Origin of the sequence: Leisingera sp. ANG-M1 (assembly GCF_000813745.1) — a bacterium.
GTDB lineage: Bacteria > Pseudomonadota > Alphaproteobacteria > Rhodobacterales > Rhodobacteraceae > Leisingera.
On the sequence record NZ_JWLC01000014.1, the window covers coordinates 209993 to 225931 of the forward strand.

Annotated in this window: 14 protein-coding genes; 7 read left to right on the forward strand and 7 right to left on the reverse strand. The window is 63.0% G+C overall.

Annotation, left to right across the window (positions count from 1 at the left end; translation table 11 throughout):
• Window positions 1–130 precede the first annotated feature (130 nt).
• A complete protein-coding gene (locus RA19_RS13380; RefSeq protein WP_039163430.1) occupies window positions 131–580 on the reverse strand; it encodes a methyltransferase family protein in 450 nt (149 codons plus the stop codon).
• A gap of 224 nt (window positions 581–804) precedes the next feature.
• Window positions 805–1749, reverse strand: a complete 945-nt coding sequence (locus RA19_RS13385; RefSeq protein WP_039163349.1) for an MBL fold metallo-hydrolase — start codon at window positions 1747–1749, stop codon at window positions 805–807.
• A 143-nt stretch (window positions 1750–1892) separates the two neighbouring features.
• On the opposite strand from RA19_RS13385, the gene RA19_RS13390 reads away from it, so the two are divergent.
• From RA19_RS13390 to kynA, 4 genes are all read left to right on the forward strand, one after another.
• A complete protein-coding gene (locus RA19_RS13390; protein ID WP_039163351.1) occupies window positions 1893–2645 on the forward strand; it encodes an SDR family NAD(P)-dependent oxidoreductase in 753 nt (250 codons plus the stop codon).
• Window positions 2645–3028 carry an MmcQ/YjbR family DNA-binding protein gene (locus tag RA19_RS13395; RefSeq protein ID WP_039163353.1) on the forward strand — a complete coding sequence of 128 codons (384 nt, stop codon included), beginning with the start codon at window positions 2645–2647 and terminating at the stop codon, window positions 3026–3028. Before RA19_RS13390 ends, RA19_RS13395 begins: the two co-directional genes overlap by 1 nt.
• Window positions 3029–3116: 88 nt before the next feature.
• A complete protein-coding gene (gene kynU / locus RA19_RS13400) occupies window positions 3117–4310 on the forward strand; it encodes a kynureninase (protein ID WP_039163356.1) in 1194 nt (397 codons plus the stop codon).
• Window positions 4311–4458: 148 nt separating this feature from the next.
• Window positions 4459–5292: a tryptophan 2,3-dioxygenase gene (kynA, locus tag RA19_RS13405; protein WP_039163357.1), complete on the forward strand. Its 834-nt coding sequence runs from the start codon at window positions 4459–4461 to the stop codon at window positions 5290–5292.
• Between the two features lie 128 nt (window positions 5293–5420).
• On the opposite strand, the gene RA19_RS13410 is transcribed toward kynA, so the two are convergent.
• Window positions 5421–5999: a TetR/AcrR family transcriptional regulator gene (locus RA19_RS13410; protein ID WP_039163358.1), complete on the reverse strand. Its 579-nt coding sequence runs from the start codon at window positions 5997–5999 to the stop codon at window positions 5421–5423.
• A 97-nt stretch (window positions 6000–6096) separates the two neighbouring features.
• On the opposite strand from RA19_RS13410, the gene RA19_RS13415 reads away from it, so the two are divergent.
• On the forward strand, window positions 6097–6561 hold the full coding sequence (locus tag RA19_RS13415; protein WP_039163365.1) for a (2Fe-2S)-binding protein: 465 nt from the start codon (window positions 6097–6099) through the stop codon (window positions 6559–6561).
• A gap of 3 nt (window positions 6562–6564) precedes the next feature.
• Window positions 6565–8805 (forward strand): xanthine dehydrogenase family protein molybdopterin-binding subunit, encoded by a 2241-nt coding sequence (locus tag RA19_RS13420; protein ID WP_039163366.1) that lies wholly within the window; start codon window positions 6565–6567, stop codon window positions 8803–8805.
• Window positions 8806–8853: 48 nt separating this feature from the next.
• On the opposite strand, the gene RA19_RS13425 is transcribed toward RA19_RS13420, so the two are convergent.
• From RA19_RS13425 to RA19_RS13440, 4 genes are all read right to left on the reverse strand, one after another.
• On the reverse strand, window positions 8854–9369 hold the full coding sequence (locus RA19_RS13425; protein ID WP_052261785.1) for a GNAT family N-acetyltransferase: 516 nt from the start codon (window positions 9367–9369) through the stop codon (window positions 8854–8856).
• Window positions 9370–9391: 22 nt separating this feature from the next.
• Window positions 9392–10171: a gamma-glutamyl-gamma-aminobutyrate hydrolase family protein gene (locus RA19_RS13430; protein ID WP_039163367.1), complete on the reverse strand. Its 780-nt coding sequence runs from the start codon at window positions 10169–10171 to the stop codon at window positions 9392–9394.
• A gap of 187 nt (window positions 10172–10358) precedes the next feature.
• The gene (locus RA19_RS13435; RefSeq protein WP_039163369.1) at window positions 10359–10784 is read right to left on the reverse strand and encodes a GlcG/HbpS family heme-binding protein; all 426 of its coding nucleotides are present in this window, start codon (window positions 10782–10784) and stop codon (window positions 10359–10361) included.
• 72 nt (window positions 10785–10856) lie between these two features.
• Window positions 10857–12995, reverse strand: a complete 2139-nt coding sequence (locus RA19_RS13440) for a malate synthase G (protein WP_039163372.1) — start codon at window positions 12993–12995, stop codon at window positions 10857–10859.
• A 220-nt stretch (window positions 12996–13215) separates the two neighbouring features.
• On the opposite strand from RA19_RS13440, the gene pepN reads away from it, so the two are divergent.
• A complete protein-coding gene (gene pepN, locus RA19_RS13445) occupies window positions 13216–15768 on the forward strand; it encodes an aminopeptidase N (protein WP_039163374.1) in 2553 nt (850 codons plus the stop codon).
• Window positions 15769–15939: the final 171 nt, after the last annotated feature.

Here is a 15939-nt window from a genome sequence, read left to right on the forward strand (position 1 = left end):
TCCCCCTCGTCTTGCCCGTGCCAGCAGTGCCCAGGTACGGATCGCAATGATTTCTATTACATCGCGCAATATTATTGCGCAAGGATTTTGCTGCATTGCCGCAAATTCATGCTGCATTGCCGCGTTTCGCTCAGATCCAGCGGCGCACTTTCTTCTCGTAGCGGGCCCAATCGGCCCGGAATACCCGCCGCAAACGGTCCTCCTCGGGAATCACAAACCGCTTCTCCAGCACCCAGAGGAAGACCGGGATCAGCGGCAGCGACAGTACGGCGTCGAACCACAGGATAAGGCCCGCGAGGATCAGCACGTCGCCCAGATAGATCGGGTTGCGCGAGCGGCTGAAGATCCCCGACTGCACCAGGCGGCTGGGTGTCTGATGCGGGATCACTGTGGTCTTTTGGCGCCGCATCTCGGTGATGGCGAGCAGCGCCAGCAGCAAGCCGCCGCCCAGCAGGATACCGCCCAGGAAATCCGCCCAGGCGCCGCCGAAGGACAGCCTGAATGTGGCATGTTTGGACTGAAGCCAGGCCGCCAGAACAAAACCCGCCAGCCACGCGGGCGGCACATCCAGCCACTTCATCATGCCCTGCCCATTTGCAGATTATGTCCTGAAATCACGCACATTGCGGGCAGTCTTTCCTCATCCAGCCAGGCCGTCCAGACCTCTTCAGCCAGGACTGGAAATTAAGGACAAATTGCCCTTGATGCCGCATTTACGGCGAATCTGTCCCGGCTTGCGGCATGATCCTGCACAAAATCCCCCGAAAGCCTAAGTATATTTATGTGTACTGAGGCCGCAGAGCCTTATTCCCACTCCATTTCCTCAAAAACGCGGCCTGCGTTTTTGGTCGCCAGCTCCTCGAATGTGTCGAGGTTTTTCCAGCGCTCCTGGTCAACATAGTATGCGCTTGCGAGGTCCCCGCCTGCTTCGATATGGGCACCGACCTTGCCCCTGAGGTCGGTCAGATAGTCAAGCGTATAGCGGCGCACCTGCGGCAAATTGGTCGGGTGGCCGTGGCCGGGGATTACATAAGCAGGCGCCAGCGGTTCCAGCTTCTCCTGCCAGGTCTCAATCCAGCATTTGGTGCAGGTGTGCGGGAAGACCGGCAGCATCCGCTCGTGAAAGGCAATGTCACCGGCGATCAGCAAATCCCACGCTGGGATCCAGACCTGGATGTCGCCAGGGTCATGCGCTGGCCCAAGATGCAGCACCTGCATCTCCACCCCGCCCAGCGTCAGATCATAGCGGTCGTCAAAGGACATGTTTGCATGCTCGACACGCGTCTCACCGGCGCGGTCCTTGTTGTAGCCGCGCATGCGCTGCAGGATCATGTCGCTGTTTTCCTGCGTCTCGGCAATGGCCTCGGCATGAGCCAGTACATCCACCCCCTGGTCGCGCCAATAGCCATTGCCCAGCATCGCGTGGCCCTGGCCGTTTTCGTTGATCACCAGCACCACCGGCTGATCGGTCACCTGCTTGATCTCCTCATGCAAGGCTTTCGCCAGTGCATCCGAGGCGCCGGAGTTCACCACCACCACGCCCTCGGAGGTCACAACGAAGGACAAGTTGTTGTTATGGCCTGCGTTTTCATAGGTTGGCGGCGCCGTGGCTCCAATGGCCGAGAAAACATTCGGAATAACCTCAACCGGCTTGGAGTAGAGCTCGGATTGCGGGTACTGGTCGGCAATGTCCTCGCTTGCGAAGGCGGTGAATGGCAGCAGCAAGGCAAAGGCGGCAAGGGTTTTCATTGGATCTCTCCCTGATCAATTGCCGCTACATTCACACATGCGAATATAACTGTAAACGCCTTCAATGTGCGGCGTGACGGCACGGCGGGGTTGCCAGAGGCCTCTGCCCGGATAGGCTGACCCGCAAACAGGGAGGCGAGGTCATGAGCTTGCAAGGCAAACACGCATTGATCACTGGCGGCGGCACCGGCATCGGGCTGGCGGTTGCTCAGGCCCTGACTGCTGAAGGCGCCCAAGTCACCATCACCGGACGCAGGCAGGAGGTGCTGGAGGAAGCTGCAACAGGCGGCTTGCACCCGCTGGTCATGGATGTGCGCGTCGAAGAGGATGTGGCCGCCAAGGTGAACGCTGCCGTGGAAGCCCGTGGGCCCATCCAGATCTGTGTTGCCAATGCAGGCATCGCCGAGGGAGCAGCGCTGCACACGACCACGATGGCGTTCTGGCGGGACATGATGGCGACCAACCTGGACGGCGCCTTTCTGACCATCCGCGAGTGTTTCAAGTCGATGCGGCAGACCGATTGGGGCCGGGTGATCACGGTGTCCTCGATTGCCGGGCTGCGGGGCCTCAAAGGGGGCGCCTGCTACACCGCCAGCAAACACGGGCTGGTCGGCCTGACCCGCGCACTCAGCGAGGACTACCTGGGCACGCCGTTCACCTTCAATGCGCTCTGCCCCGGTTATGTGGACACGCCGATTGTCGAGCGCAACATTACCTCGATTGCCCAGCGCGCCGGGCTCAGCGCGGTGGAGGCGCTGGATGTGATGGTCAACGCAAACCGGCACAAGCGGCTGATCGAGCCAGCCGAGGTCGCCGCCGCAGCCCTATGGCTTTGCGGTCCAGGATCCGGTTCCGTAAACGGCCAATGCATTGAAATCGCGGGAGGGCAAACTTGATGAACCGCAAGGAATTCAACAGCTTCTGCGGCACCTTCCCGGCGGCGGAACATGTGGTGCAATGGGGCAATTCCGACGTCTGGAAGGCAGGCGGCAAGCTCTTTGCGGTCTGCGGCTGGGCCGATGGCCGGGACGCCTTTACCTTTAAGGCAGGCGAAATCGCCTATGAGGTCCTGCAGGAACGCCCCGGCGTCCGCCCCGCGCCCTATCTGGCCTCACGCGGCATGAAGTGGCTGCAGCAGTTTGATGACAACGGCCTGTCGGACGCCGAACTGAAGGCACAGATCACTCTCTCTTACCAGATGGTGACTGCGAAGCTGTCCAAGAAGAAGCGCGCCGAGTTCGGCATCCCCGATCCTCAGCCCGCGTCCCGGCAGAACTGAACCCGGCCGCCACTGGACAGAACGGTTCAGATCATATAGCACACCAGAAAGCTTTAAGCTTGAAATACCCATCAGACGCGAGGCTCCGATGACCGATTTTGCCGCAACCAAGGCGATGTTCGACCTGCCCGAAGGGGTGATCTATCTGGACGGCAACTCGCTGGGCCCCCTGCCCCGTGCTGCCACCGAACGCGTCGGGAAGATGATGCGGGACGAATGGGGGCAGATGCTGATCACCGGCTGGAACAAGGCCGGCTGGATGCAGAAGTCCAAGGACCTGGGCGACCGCGTCGGCCGCCTGATCGGCGCTGAGCCCGGCCATGTGATCATGGGCGACACGCTGTCGATCAAGGTCTACCAGGCCGTCGCCTCGGCATTGGAGCTGAACCCGGGCCGCAAGGTGGTCTTGTCGGACAACGGCAACTTCCCGTCCGACCTCTATATCGCGGACGGGCTGCTGAAATCGCTGGGGCCGGATTACGAGCTGCGGGTGGTGGACCCGGAAGCGGTGGAAGAACACATCACCGACGAGATCGCGGTACTGATGATCACCGAGGTGGACTACCGCTCGGGCCGCAAGCACGACATGAAGGCGCTGACCGCCAAGGCCCATGCTATGGGTGTGCTGACGGTCTGGGATCTGGCGCATTCCGCCGGCGCGGTGCCGGTGGATCTGGCGGGCTGCGAAGCCGATTTTGCAGTCGGCTGCAGCTACAAGTACCTCAATGGCGGCCCCGGTGCGCCGGCCTTTATCTATGTCGCGCCGCGCCATGCGGAGACAGCCCGCCCGGCGCTGTCCGGCTGGCTGGGTCACGAGGCACCCTTTGCCTTCGACCTCGACTACCGCCCCGGCCACGGCATCGACCGGATGCGGGTCGGCACCCCGCCGGTGATCCAGCTCACCTCGCTGGAGGCCGCGATGGACATCTGGGACATGGCGGATATGGATGCCGTGCGCACCAAGTCCATGGAGCTGTGCGACCTGTTCATCGCCGAGGTGGAAGACCGCTGCGTCGGCTTGGAACTGGCCTCCCCGCGCGACGCCGCCCAGCGCGGCAGCCAAGTGTCGTTCAAGTTCCGTGAAGGCTATGCCGCCATGCAGGCTCTAATCGACCGCGGCGTGATCGGCGACTTCCGTGCCCCGGACATCATGCGGTTCGGCTTCACACCTCTCTACATCGATGAGGATGATGTGCGCGCCGCCGTGGCGATCATGGAAGATGTTATGGCCAATGCTCTGTGGGACCGCGCCGAATACAAGACGCGCCACGCCGTCACCTGATGCGCCTGCGCTCCTCATACCATGTGCCGCTCTGCCGCCCGGCGGGCTGGGTTGCGCTGTGGCGCCGCCTGGCCCAATGCGGCACCCTGAACCGGAGAAACCATTCCTTTCCCTAAGCCGTGATATACTCAGGAAAAGGAATGATCCGATGACCCAACCCTATGATCCCGCCGATGAAGGCGCCCAGATGTCCTTTGACGGGCGCATGTCCTATGGCGACTACCTGTCACTCGACATGTTGCTGAATGCGCAGAAGACCTGGACCAACACCCATGACGAGATGCTGTTCATCATCCAGCATCAGACCTCCGAGCTGTGGATGCGGCTGGCCATTCATGAGCTGACCGCAGCCCGCGAGCGGCTGCAGAGCGGCAAGGCGCATCAGGCGTTCAAGATGCTGGCACGCGTCGCGCGGATTTTCGAGCAGCTGAACTCCGCCTGGGACGTGCTGCGCACGATGACGCCGTCGGACTACACCGCCTTCCGCGATGAATTGGGGCAGAGCTCTGGTTTTCAGTCGCATCAGTACCGGCAGATTGAGTTCATGCTTGGCAACCGCAACAAGGCGATGCTGCGGCCCCATGCCCACCGGCCGGATATCCTCGCGCTCTTGGAGGCAGAACTGGCGCAGCCTTCGCTGTATGACGTGGCGCTGAAGGTGCTGTCGCAAAGAATTTCGCTGCCGGATGACGTCCTGAACCGGGATGTGAGCGATGCCTACCAGCCGCACCCCGCGGTGACCGAGGCCTGGACCCAAGTCTACCGGGACACGGAAGCCTATTGGGACCTCTACGAGCTGGCCGAGAAACTGGTGGATTTCGAAGACTACTTCCGCCGCTGGCGCTTCAACCACGTGACCACGGTGGAGCGCGTCATCGGCTTCAAGCGCGGCACCGGCGGCACCGGCGGCGTCAGCTATCTGAAACGGATGCTGGAAGTGGAGCTGTTTCCCGAGCTTTGGCATTTGCGCACCGAGCTCTAAGGCTGCAGCAGGAGAAGCAAAGGCTCCCGCCCGTCATCAAGGGGCGGAGCCCCTTTCTTCCCGTTGGGCCCAGCGCCGCGCCTTTGGCGCGGCGTGCCTGCGTGGCGCCCTGGCACGCTGTTTTGATCTCAGGCTTCCAGCGCCTGTGCACATAGAGCGGCGTAGCTGGAGACATCCGCCCGGTAAGCCGCATATCCGGCAGCCGACTTCTTGATCCCTTTGAGACAGGCGCAGATCACCCGCGCCATGTCCTGCGGTGCGGCAGGCAGCTTCACTCGGCCAGCGTCTGCTTCGGCCTGCAGCCAGGCGGCATAGAGCGCGCTCAAGGCGGCCTCCCCTTCCACGATGGTCTCACCCGCCACGCTCATCGAGGTCTCAAGCAGCTCCATCCCATGCGGAGAGGACATCATGCTTTCCATCGCCGCGCCGCCGTGGCCTGCGAAGGCAGCTGCAAGCTTGGCACCAAGACTTCCGTCCGCTGCCAATGCCGCTGCAATATCCGCCTGCGCCCGGGCATAATAGCCCTGCACCAAGGTGCGGAAGATTGCCTCCTTGTTCTTGAAATGCAGATAGACCGCGGGCCGCGACATGCCCGCCCCCTTGGCAATGTCATCCATCGAGGTCTTGCGGAATCCATAAGTGGAAAACGCCGTCCAGGCGGCGGTGAGGACCGCCTGCTGCTTTGGGTCTATGCCTGCCATGTTCATGAAGCCGCTTCTGACACTTGTCGCAAATAATGTCAATTGACACCCTGACATATTTTCTTATTTTTGTCACAACGACACAGCCCAGGAAGGCAGACCCATGTCCACCACGCTACGCATCAACGGAAAGCGCCATCAGGTAGAGCTGCCCGGCGAGGTGCCCCTCTTGTGGGTGCTGCGCGATGAAGTCGGACTGACCGGCACCAAGTTCGGCTGCGGCGTCGCGGCCTGCGGCGCTTGCACCGTGCATATCGACGGCGAAGCGGTGCGCTCTTGCCAGGTGGCGCTGTCGGATGTCTGGGGAGACGTGACCACCATTGAAGGCCTCGGCACGCCGCAGGCCATGGCCGCAATCCAAAAGGCCTGGGTCGATCATCAAGTGGCGCAATGCGGCTATTGCCAGTCCGGCCAGATCATGCAGGCGGCAAGCCTGCTGGCGGAAAACCCCGCTCCTTCCGACGCCGAGATTGACGAGGCGATGCAGGGCAACCTCTGCCGCTGCGGAACTTATCCCCGAATCCGCGCGGCCATCCATGCCGCGGCCAAAGCCCTGCAGGAGGCGTAACCCATGGCCAGTATCGCAAAAATTGCCCGCCGCAGTTTCCTGATCGGCTCTGCCGCCATCATCGGCGGCGTAGCCTTCGGCGCTTATTACGTCAGCCGCCCCGCCCCCAATCCATTAAAGCCCGGTGATGGCGAGGCTGCGCTCAACCCGTTTGTGCTGATTGACCAGAACGGCGTCACTCTTTTCGCTCCGCGCGCCGAGATGGGCCAAGGGGTGAAAACCAGCTGGGCAGCGCTGATCGCGGAAGAGCTGGACGCAGAGCTGGATCAGGTGCGCGTCCTGCATGGCCCCGCTGCCAAGGCTTATTACAACTCCGCCTTCATGGCGGATGCCCTGCCGGGCAAGGGCTATGACACCAGCAATTTCAAGCATTCGATCGGCGAGGCGCTGGGGCATTTCGGCAAAGTGCTGAGCCTGCATGGCACCGGCGGCTCAACCTCGATGAAGGACGGGTTCAAGCGGATGCGGCTGGCGGGCGCCTCGGCCCGCGAGACGCTGAAACAGGCGGCGGCAGAGCGGCTGGGCCTTAGCCGCAGCCAATTCAGCACCGCCAAGGGCGCGGTAATCACGCCGGACGGCACCGCAATCCCATACGCCGACTTGGCGATAGAAGCGGCAAAGCTGGAGCCGGTGGAAGCGGTCCTGCGCCCCAGGACCGAGTGGCGGCTGATCGGCAAATCCCAGCCGCGCATCGACATGGTGGAGAAAGCCACCGGCACCGCCGAATTCGGCATTGACGTGCGGCTGAAGGGGATGAAGTTTGCCTCGCTGCGGATGAACCCGCGCCAGGGCGGCGGAATGAAAAGCTATGACGCCACCGCTGCCAGCGCCATGCCCGGCGTAGAAAAAGTGATCGACATGGGCGCAGGCGTCGCTGTGGTGGCCAGCAACACCTGGCTGGCCATGCGGGCGGTTGAGGCAATTGAGGTTGAATGGGAAGACGCCCCCTACCCGCGTGAAACCCATCAGATTTTCGCCCGCATCGCCAAAGCCTTTGAGGAAGACCCCAACTCGGTCATGCGTGACGATGGTGATGCCGGTCAGCTGCCTTCAGGCGCAACTGAGCTGAAAGCAGATTATCAGGTCCCCTATCTGGCTCATGCCACCATGGAGCCGATGAACGCCACGGCGCTCTTGGAACGGGACAAGCTGACCGTCTGGTGCGGCAACCAGATGCCAACCTTCACCCAGTCGAAATGCGCCGCCGAGGCCGGGCTGGACGGCGAACAGGTGGACATTCGCACCACCTACCTGGGCGGCGGCTTCGGACGGCGGGTGGAGTTCGACTATGCGGTTCTTGCCACCCGCGTTGCCAAGGAGATGCCCGGGGTGCCGGTGCAGCTCACCTGGAGCCGCGAGGAGGACATGCGCCACGACATGTACCGCCCCGGCGCCATGGCCCGGATGCGCGGCGCGGTTAAGGATGGCCAGGCGGTACTGCTGGACGGCAAGGTGGCCGCGGCCTCGCCCACCCATCAGGCCATGCAGCGGCTGGCGGGCTTTACACCCTCCGGCCCTGACAAGGTGCAGGTGGAGGGGTTCTTCAATCCGCCCTATGCGATCCCGAACTTCCGCATGGCCGGCCACCTGTCGGACATAGAAATCCCGGTCGGATTCTGGCGCTCGGTCGGCAACAGTTTCAATGGATTTTTTGTCGAAAGCTTCATTGATGAGATGGCCCATGCGGCCGGCACCGACCCTATGGCGTTCCGCCTGGACCTTGCCCGCCGCGAATGGGCACCGGCAGCGGGCGTGCTGGAGGCCGTGAAGGCGATGTCCGGCTGGACTGGCTCAACGCCTGAAGGCACGGGCCGCGGCGTCGCCATGTGCTACAGTTTCGGCACCCCGGTGGCGGAGGTGATCGAAGTGGTGGAGGAAGACGGCACGATCCGCATCGCCAAAGCCTGGATCGCCTGCGACATGGGCCAGGCAATCGACCCGGCAATCGTCAAGGCACAGATGTTCAGCGGCATGGCCTATGGGCTGTCGGCGGCCTGTTTCGGCGAGATCACATTTGCAGACGGCGCGGCCGAGCAAGGCAACTTCCCCGATTACGACGCCCTGCGCATGCACACGATGCCGCAAACCGAAGTGCAAGTGCTGGAGACCCAGACCCATATGGGCGGTGCAGGCGAGCCCGGCACCCCGCCGGCCGCCCCGGCCCTGGCCAATGCGCTTTTCGACCTCACCGGCAGGCGCGCACGGCAGCTGCCGCTAATGCATGAATTCGACTTGCTGGTCTGAGCTGATCTGGACCGGTCTGCGGCCTGCTTTCGGGCAGGCCGCTTGCCGTCACTCCAGTATCTTGACCATGCGGTAGTTGTGAATCTTCACCCCGCGGCGTTCAAAGTCGCGCCGCTTGTCCAGCGCAAAGCCCATCCGTTCAAAAAAGCCGCGGGCAGCCTCGCTTGCCTCCACATAAAGCAACCCGATCCCCTGGCGCTGAGCGGCAGCCTCCAGCCGGCGGTACAATGCCGCTGCCACCCCTTGCCCGGCCGCGATTGGGTCGCAGAACAGCATGTCGATATGCCCGTCCGCCTCCAAATCAATGAAGGCCACTGGAATGTCTGCGGCGTCCGCCGCCACCCAGACCGCCCGCCCGTCGGACATCTTCTGCCGAAAGGCCTCCTCTGGCGGCGCCTCCGGGCACCAGGCCGCAATCTGCTCGGGTGAATAGAACTGGCTGGCAATGCCATGCACGGCGGATTTGAACACATTAGCCAGCGCCGCGGCATCCCCTGCCTGAAACTGCCGGATGCTGTAAGAGGCTGGCCCGGTGTCCGGGCTGGCTGCAGTATCAAATGTCACAAGTAACCTCTAACAAAAACCTCTAGGCTGATTTCTGCAGCCCGGCCTGCGGGCTGCCCTGCGCCCAGGCCCGCACCGCTGCGCCAAAACGCTCAAACAACGGCCTAGAGACCGGATCCGCCGCCGCCTCCCACTCGGGATGCCATTGAACCGACAGGGTAAAGCCCGGCGCATCCTTGATATAGATTGCTTCCGGCGTGCCATCGGGTGCGTGGCCGTCCACCACCACCCGCGCGCCCGGGCGCTTGATGCCCTGGCCGTGCAGCGTGTTGGTCATCACCTCTTCGGCACCGAACAAGCGGTGGAATACGCCGCCGGGATTGAACTTGACCGTATGGCGCAGGGCGAATTTCTCCTCCAGCGTGCCGTCCGGCGGCATCCGGTGGTTCATCCGCCCCGGCAGGTCGCGGATTTCAGGGTACAAAGACCCGCCCATCGCCACATTCACTTCCTGAAAACCGCGGCAGATGCCCAGAAAAGGCTGGCCGCGCTCCACACAGGCGCGGATCAGCGGCAGAGTGATGGCATCGCGGGCGCGGTCGAAAGCCCCATGCGCCTCGGTCTCGGCCTCTCCGTATTCATGCGGATGCACATTCGGCCGCCCGCCGGTCAGCAGAAACCCGTCAAAGGTCTCCAGCAGTTCGCCGACAGTGACAAAGCGCGGGTCCGAGGGGATCATCAGCGGCATGCAGCCAGCAACCTCGGCAACCGCCTCCGAATTCATCGTGCCGCCCGCATGCACGGGGTACTGATCGTTGATCAGATAGGAATTGCCGATAATGCCAACTTTGGGACGCGCCATGAACCACTCGTAAATCCATTTCCTGAAGAAAAACCTAGCCCTGCCCCGGGCCGGGTTCAACAGCGGAAGCAGCGCAACAAACTGTTCACGGGTGCACATGATGCACAATCCCCGCTGGCGCCGCGGGGATTGCAGACTTGCAGCCCGGCCGCAAACAAGGGCCAAGGCGGTTTCCGTTTCGGGCGGATCAGATCTCGCCTGCCAGCCCCACGGCGTCGATACCGGCCATGGCGGCCACTGCATCATTGTCCGAGGTATCACCGGTGACGCCAACCGCGCCGATCACGGCGCCCTTCTTGTCCCGGACCAGTACGCCGCCAGGCACCGGCACCACCTGACCGCCGTAGACACCGTTGACGGCCGCCATGAAATAGGCCTGTCCCTCCGCCCGCGCCATCTGCGCAGTGCCGGCCATGCCCAGCATCACCGCGCCGTAAGCCTTGCCGTGGGCAATGGCAAACCGCCCCGGCGCCGCACCGTCCTCGCGCTCAAATGCCTGCACGTGGCCGCCGGCATCCAGCACCACCACTGACAGCGGCTTCAGCTCCATCTCGCGGCCCTTTTCCAGCGCCTTGCGGATAATCGTGCGCGCCCGGCGCAAAGAAATACTCATGTCCCGTCCCTTTCATCTTTCCGGAAATACTCCGGGGAGCGCGAGGGGCCGGCCCCTCGCCCCCTCTCTATGTCATCCGGCCGCCTTCAATTCCAGACGCCGCGCATGCAGCACCGGCTCGGTATAGCCCGAAGGCTGCACCCGCCCCTTGAACACCAGGTCGCAAGCCGCCTGGAACGCAATGGTGTCAAACCCCGGCGCCATCATGCGGTAACTGTTGTCGCCGCGGTTCTGCTCGTCCACCACTTTGGCCATCTTGCGCAGCGACCCCATCACTTCCTCTTCGCTGACAACCCCGTGGTGCAGCCAGTTGGCGATATGCTGGGCCGAGATCCGGCAGGTCGCGCGGTCCTCCATCAGCCCCACATCATTGATGTCCGGCACTTTCGAGCAGCCAACGCCCTGATCCACCCAGCGCACAACGTAGCCCAGGATGCCTTGCGCATTGTTGTCCACCTCCCGCGCGATCTGGCGCGGCGACCACTTGCGGTAGGTGGCCAGCGGAATTTCCAGAATGCCGTCGACATGGGCACGCCGCCCGCCCGCTTTCAGCCGCTCCTGCACCGCCAGCACATCCACCTTGTGGTAATGCAGCGCATGCAGGGTCGCTGCGGTCGGGCTTGGCACCCAGGCGCAGTTGGCGCCGGACTTCGGATGCTCGATCTTCTGTTCGATCATCGCCGCCATCATGTCCGGCATCGCCCACATGCCCTTGCCGATCTGCGCCTTCCCTGACAGACCGCATTCCAGCCCGATATCCACGTTCAGGTTCTCATAGGCGCCGATCCAGGCCTTGCGCTTGATGAAGTCCTTGCGGCTGAACGGCCCAGCCTCCATCGAGGTGTGGATCTCATCGCCGGTGCGGTCAAGGAAACCAGTGTTGATAAAGGCCACCCGATGCTTGGCAGCGCGGATGCATTCCTTGAGATTCACCGAGGTGCGGCGCTCCTCATCCATGATGCCGATCTTCACGGTGTGGCGCGGCAGGCCCAGGATATCTTCGACCTTGCCAAAGATCCGGTCAGCAAACGCCACTTCTTCCGGCCCGTGCATCTTGGGTTTCACCACATAGACCGAGCCATGGGCCGAGTTGCCGCTGTCGCGCTTCAAGTCGTGCATGGCGATCATCACGGTGATCAGCGCATCCAGCAGGCCTTCATAGGCCTCATGGCCGTCGCCATCCAGCACCGCCGGGTTGGTCATCAGGTGCCCCACATTGCGCACCCACAGAACCGCGCGGCCTTTGACCGTCAGCTGCGTGCCATTGGGCGCGGTAAAGCCGAAGTCCGGGTTCAGGCGGCGGGTTATGGTCTTGCCGCCCTTCTCCAGAACCGCCTCCAGATCGCCCTTCATCAGGCCCAGCCAGTTGGAGTAGGCCAGCACCTTGTCCTCGGCATCAACGCAAGCGACCGAATCCTCGCAATCCATGATCGCCGACATCGCGCTTTCCAGCCGCACATCCGCCAGCCCGGCCTGGTCGCGGGCACCGATTGCATGGGCGCGGTCGAACACCAGCTCCACATGCAAGCCATTGTTGCGCAGCAGCACCGAGTCCGGCGCCTTCGGGTTGCCCCGGTAGCCTGCGAATTTCTCCGGCTGCGCCAGCGGCAGGTCATCAACCAGCAGCTGGCCGTCCTGCACATGATAGCGGCGCACATCGGCATGGCTGGTGCCCTCAATCGGAAAGGCCTCGTCCAGGAACACCCGCGCCCGCGCAACTACCCGCGCGCCGCGGCCCCGGTCATAGCCGCCCTTGGGTGCTGCGGAACCCATCGCATCAGTCCCGTAAAACCCGTCATACAGACTGCCCCAGCGAGCGTTCGCCGCGTTCAGCGCGTACCGCGCATTGGTGATCGGCACCACCAGCTGCGGCCCCGGCACCTTGGCAATTTCAGGGTCGACATTCTGCGTCTCAATCTCGAAATCCGCTCCCTCAGGCAGCAGATAGCCAATCTCAGCCAAAAACGCCTTATAGCCCTCGTGGTCATGCGGCTTGCCGCGGTTGGCAATATGCCAGGCGTCGATCTTGGCCTGGATCTCTTCCCGCTTGGCAATCAGCGCCCGGTTCTCCGGCCCGAACCCGTTCACCAGCTCCGCCAGCCCCTTCCAGAACACCTCGGCATCCACTCCGGTGCCCGGCAGTGCCTGCTTCTCGACAAACTCCGCCAGCTCCGACGCAACCTGAATTCCCTGTTTCTCGACCCGGCTCATGCTCTGCTCCTTCCGGCGGTACACCACTGTATGCCGATCCATCTAGAACAAAAGTTTCCGATCGGCAACAAACCAGCCATCCATGTAATCCTAACTCAATTTCTTGTTTTCCAAGAAAGTGCTGCGGATTTTTCCAACTATTCCCTTTCCACCCCCAATCCGCTTGCAGTCGCGCCCGCATCCTCTACACCTGAAAGAAGCAGTGCAGAGGAGAACGAGAATGGCCAAAGACACGCCCCAGACCTTCTACCTGAAAGACTACACGCCTTTTGGTTTTGACGTTGACAGCGTTCACCTGACCTTCCGCCTGACGCCGGAAACCACCCGGGTGCTGAGCAAGATCCGCTTTGCGCCTAAGTCGGATGCCGCGGACAAGACCTTCTTTCTGCACGGCGAGGAGCTGCAGCTGATCTCGGCCAAGATAGACGGCCAGGAGGTCTCGCCCGAGCTGACCGAAAAAGGCCTCACCTGCGAGGTGCCCAGCGCCCCCTTCACCTGGGAAGCCGAGGTCGAGATCAACCCGGCCGGCAATACCGCGCTGGAAGGGCTCTACATGTCCAACCGCATGTACTGCACCCAATGCGAGGCCGAGGGCTTCCGCAAGATCACCTATTACCCGGACCGCCCCGACGTGATGTCCACCTTCACCGTCCGCATCGAAGGCGACGAGCCGGTGATGCTCTCAAACGGCAACCCGATGGGCGCGGGCGAAGGCTGGGCTGAATGGCACGATCCCTGGCCGAAGCCGGCCTATCTGTTTGCGCTGGTAGCCGGCGATCTGGTGAACCATCCGGGCAGCTTCACCACCAAGTCCGGCAAGGAGGTGGAGCTGAACATCTGGGTCCGCCCCGGCGACGAGAATAAATGCGCCTTCGGCATGGAAGCGCTGAAGAAGTCGATGAAATGGGACGAGGACGTCTATGGCCTCGAATACGACCTCGAGCTGTTCAACATCGTTGCCGTGGACGACTTCAACATGGGCGCGATGGAGAACAAGGGGCTGAACATTTTCAACTCCTCCTGCGTTCTGGCCTCACCCGAAACTTCGACGGACGCCAATTTTGAGCGCATCGAGGCGATTATCGCCCATGAGTACTTCCACAACTGGACCGGCAACCGCATCACCTGCCGCGACTGGTTCCAGCTCTGCCTGAAGGAGGGGCTGACGGTCTTCCGTGACGCCCAGTTCACCTCTGACATGCGCTCGGAGCCGGTTAAGCGGATCGACGACGTGATTACGCTCCGCGCCCGCCAGTTCCCCGAGGACAACGGCCCCCTCGCTCATCCGCCGCGCCCGGAGCAGTTCCAGGAGATCAACAACTTCTACACCGCCACCGTCTATGAAAAGGGCGCCGAGGTGATCGGCATGCTGAAGCGGCTGGTGGGCGATGAGAACTACTACAAGGCGCTAAAGCTCTATTTTGAGCGCCACGACGGCCAGGCCTGCACCATCGAGGACTGGCTGAAGGTGTTTGAGGATGCCACAGGCCGCGACCTGCAGCAGTTCAAGCTCTGGTACAGCCAGGCCGGCACCCCGCGGGTGAAGGTCACGGAAGACTACGCCGATGGCACCTATACCCTGACCTTTGAGCAATCGACTCCGCCCACTCCCGGCCAGCCGGACAAGGCCCCGCGGGTGATCCCGATGGCGGTGGGCCTGTTGTCGCCCAACGGCGGCGAGGTCCGCGCCACGCAAGTGCTGGAACTGACCGAAGCCAAACAAAGCTTCTTCTTCGAGGGCCTGGGTGCCAAACCGGTGCCGTCGATCCTGCGCGAGTTCTCCGCCCCGGTGATCCTGGAGCGTGACACCACCAACGCCGAGCGCGCCTTCCTGCTGGCCCATGACACCGACCCGTTCAACCGCTGGGAGGCCGGCAACGCCCTGGCCAAGGAAACCCGTGTGGCGATGGTGCTGGACGGCGCCGCGCCGGATGCGGCCTATCTGGACGCGCTGGAGAAGCTGGTGCGCGACGATGATCAGGACCCGGCCTTCCGCGCCCTGGTGCTGTCGCCGCCCAGCCAGGCCGACATCGCCCAGACCCTGCATGAGCGCGGCTATACCCCCGATCCGCAAAAGATCTACGACGCGGCCGAAACCTTCACCCAGACCCTCGCCCAGCAACTGGAGACCAGCCTGCCCCGGCTCTACGCGGCGACCACTGTCGATGGCCCCTACGCGCCAGACGCTGAAGGGGCAGGCAAACGCGCCCTGAATGGCCGCATCCTGTCTCTGCTGACCCGTCTCGACGGCGGCGAGCAGGCGGCGCGCCAATACGCCGCCGCCGACAACATGACCCAGCAGTACGCTGCGCTGGCTGCGCTGATGAAGGCTGAAAAAGGCGATACCCAGTCCCAGGCCTTCTTTGATCAATGGCAGGACGACCGGCTGGTGATGGACAAGTGGTTCGCCCTGCAGATCGCCTGCGCCGCACCGGAGAAGACCGCCGCCGCTGCAACCGCCCTCACCCAGCACGCGCTGTTCGATATGAGGAACCCGAACCGCTTCCGCGCGGTGATGGGGGCACTGGCAGGCAACCACGCAGGCTTCCACCACGCCAGCGGCGAAGGCTATCAGCTGCTGGCGGATAACCTCATCGCGCTGGATAAGCTGAACCCGCAAACCACCGCCCGCATGTGTGCCGCCTTCCAAACCTGGAAGCGCTACGGCACCGACCGGCAGGCGCTGATCCGTGCGCAGCTGACCCGGATCGCCGGTACCGAGAACCTCAGCCGCGACACGAACGAGATGGTCACCCGGATCCTTGATGCCTGAGACACCTGAAACCCTGCCGCCGGCGGAAGACTACAGCTTCTCCCGCCGCGGCCGCACTCCCGCCGCTATGCTGGCCACCGGCGGCTGGCTGGCGGCGCTCTTGGTCTTGTGGCTGGTCCTGCAAGCCGCCTGGTGGGCGGGGCTTCTGCTGGCCCCGCCGGGGGGCCCCCC

Excerpts from the sequence above, each read along its gene's own strand:
- RA19_RS13380 (WP_039163430.1), bottom strand. The coding sequence starts at position 580 with ATGAAGTGGCTGGATGTGCCGCCCGCGTGGCTGGCGGGTTTTGTTCTG.
- RA19_RS13385 (WP_039163349.1), bottom strand. The coding sequence starts at position 1,749 with ATGAAAACCCTTGCCGCCTTTGCCTTGCTGCTGCCATTCACCGCCTTC.
- RA19_RS13390 (WP_039163351.1), top strand. The coding sequence starts at position 1,893 with ATGAGCTTGCAAGGCAAACACGCATTGATCACTGGCGGCGGCACCGGC.
- RA19_RS13395 (WP_039163353.1), top strand. The coding sequence starts at position 2,645 with ATGAACCGCAAGGAATTCAACAGCTTCTGCGGCACCTTCCCGGCGGCG.
- kynU (WP_039163356.1), top strand. The coding sequence starts at position 3,117 with ATGACCGATTTTGCCGCAACCAAGGCGATGTTCGACCTGCCCGAAGGG.
- kynA (WP_039163357.1), top strand. The coding sequence starts at position 4,459 with ATGACCCAACCCTATGATCCCGCCGATGAAGGCGCCCAGATGTCCTTT.
- RA19_RS13410 (WP_039163358.1), bottom strand. The coding sequence starts at position 5,999 with ATGAACATGGCAGGCATAGACCCAAAGCAGCAGGCGGTCCTCACCGCC.
- RA19_RS13415 (WP_039163365.1), top strand. The coding sequence starts at position 6,097 with ATGTCCACCACGCTACGCATCAACGGAAAGCGCCATCAGGTAGAGCTG.
- RA19_RS13420 (WP_039163366.1), top strand. The coding sequence starts at position 6,565 with ATGGCCAGTATCGCAAAAATTGCCCGCCGCAGTTTCCTGATCGGCTCT.
- RA19_RS13430 (WP_039163367.1), bottom strand. The coding sequence starts at position 10,171 with ATGGCGCGTCCCAAAGTTGGCATTATCGGCAATTCCTATCTGATCAAC.
- RA19_RS13435 (WP_039163369.1), bottom strand. The coding sequence starts at position 10,784 with ATGAGTATTTCTTTGCGCCGGGCGCGCACGATTATCCGCAAGGCGCTG.
- RA19_RS13440 (WP_039163372.1), bottom strand. The coding sequence starts at position 12,995 with ATGAGCCGGGTCGAGAAACAGGGAATTCAGGTTGCGTCGGAGCTGGCG.
- pepN (WP_039163374.1), top strand. The coding sequence starts at position 13,216 with ATGGCCAAAGACACGCCCCAGACCTTCTACCTGAAAGACTACACGCCT.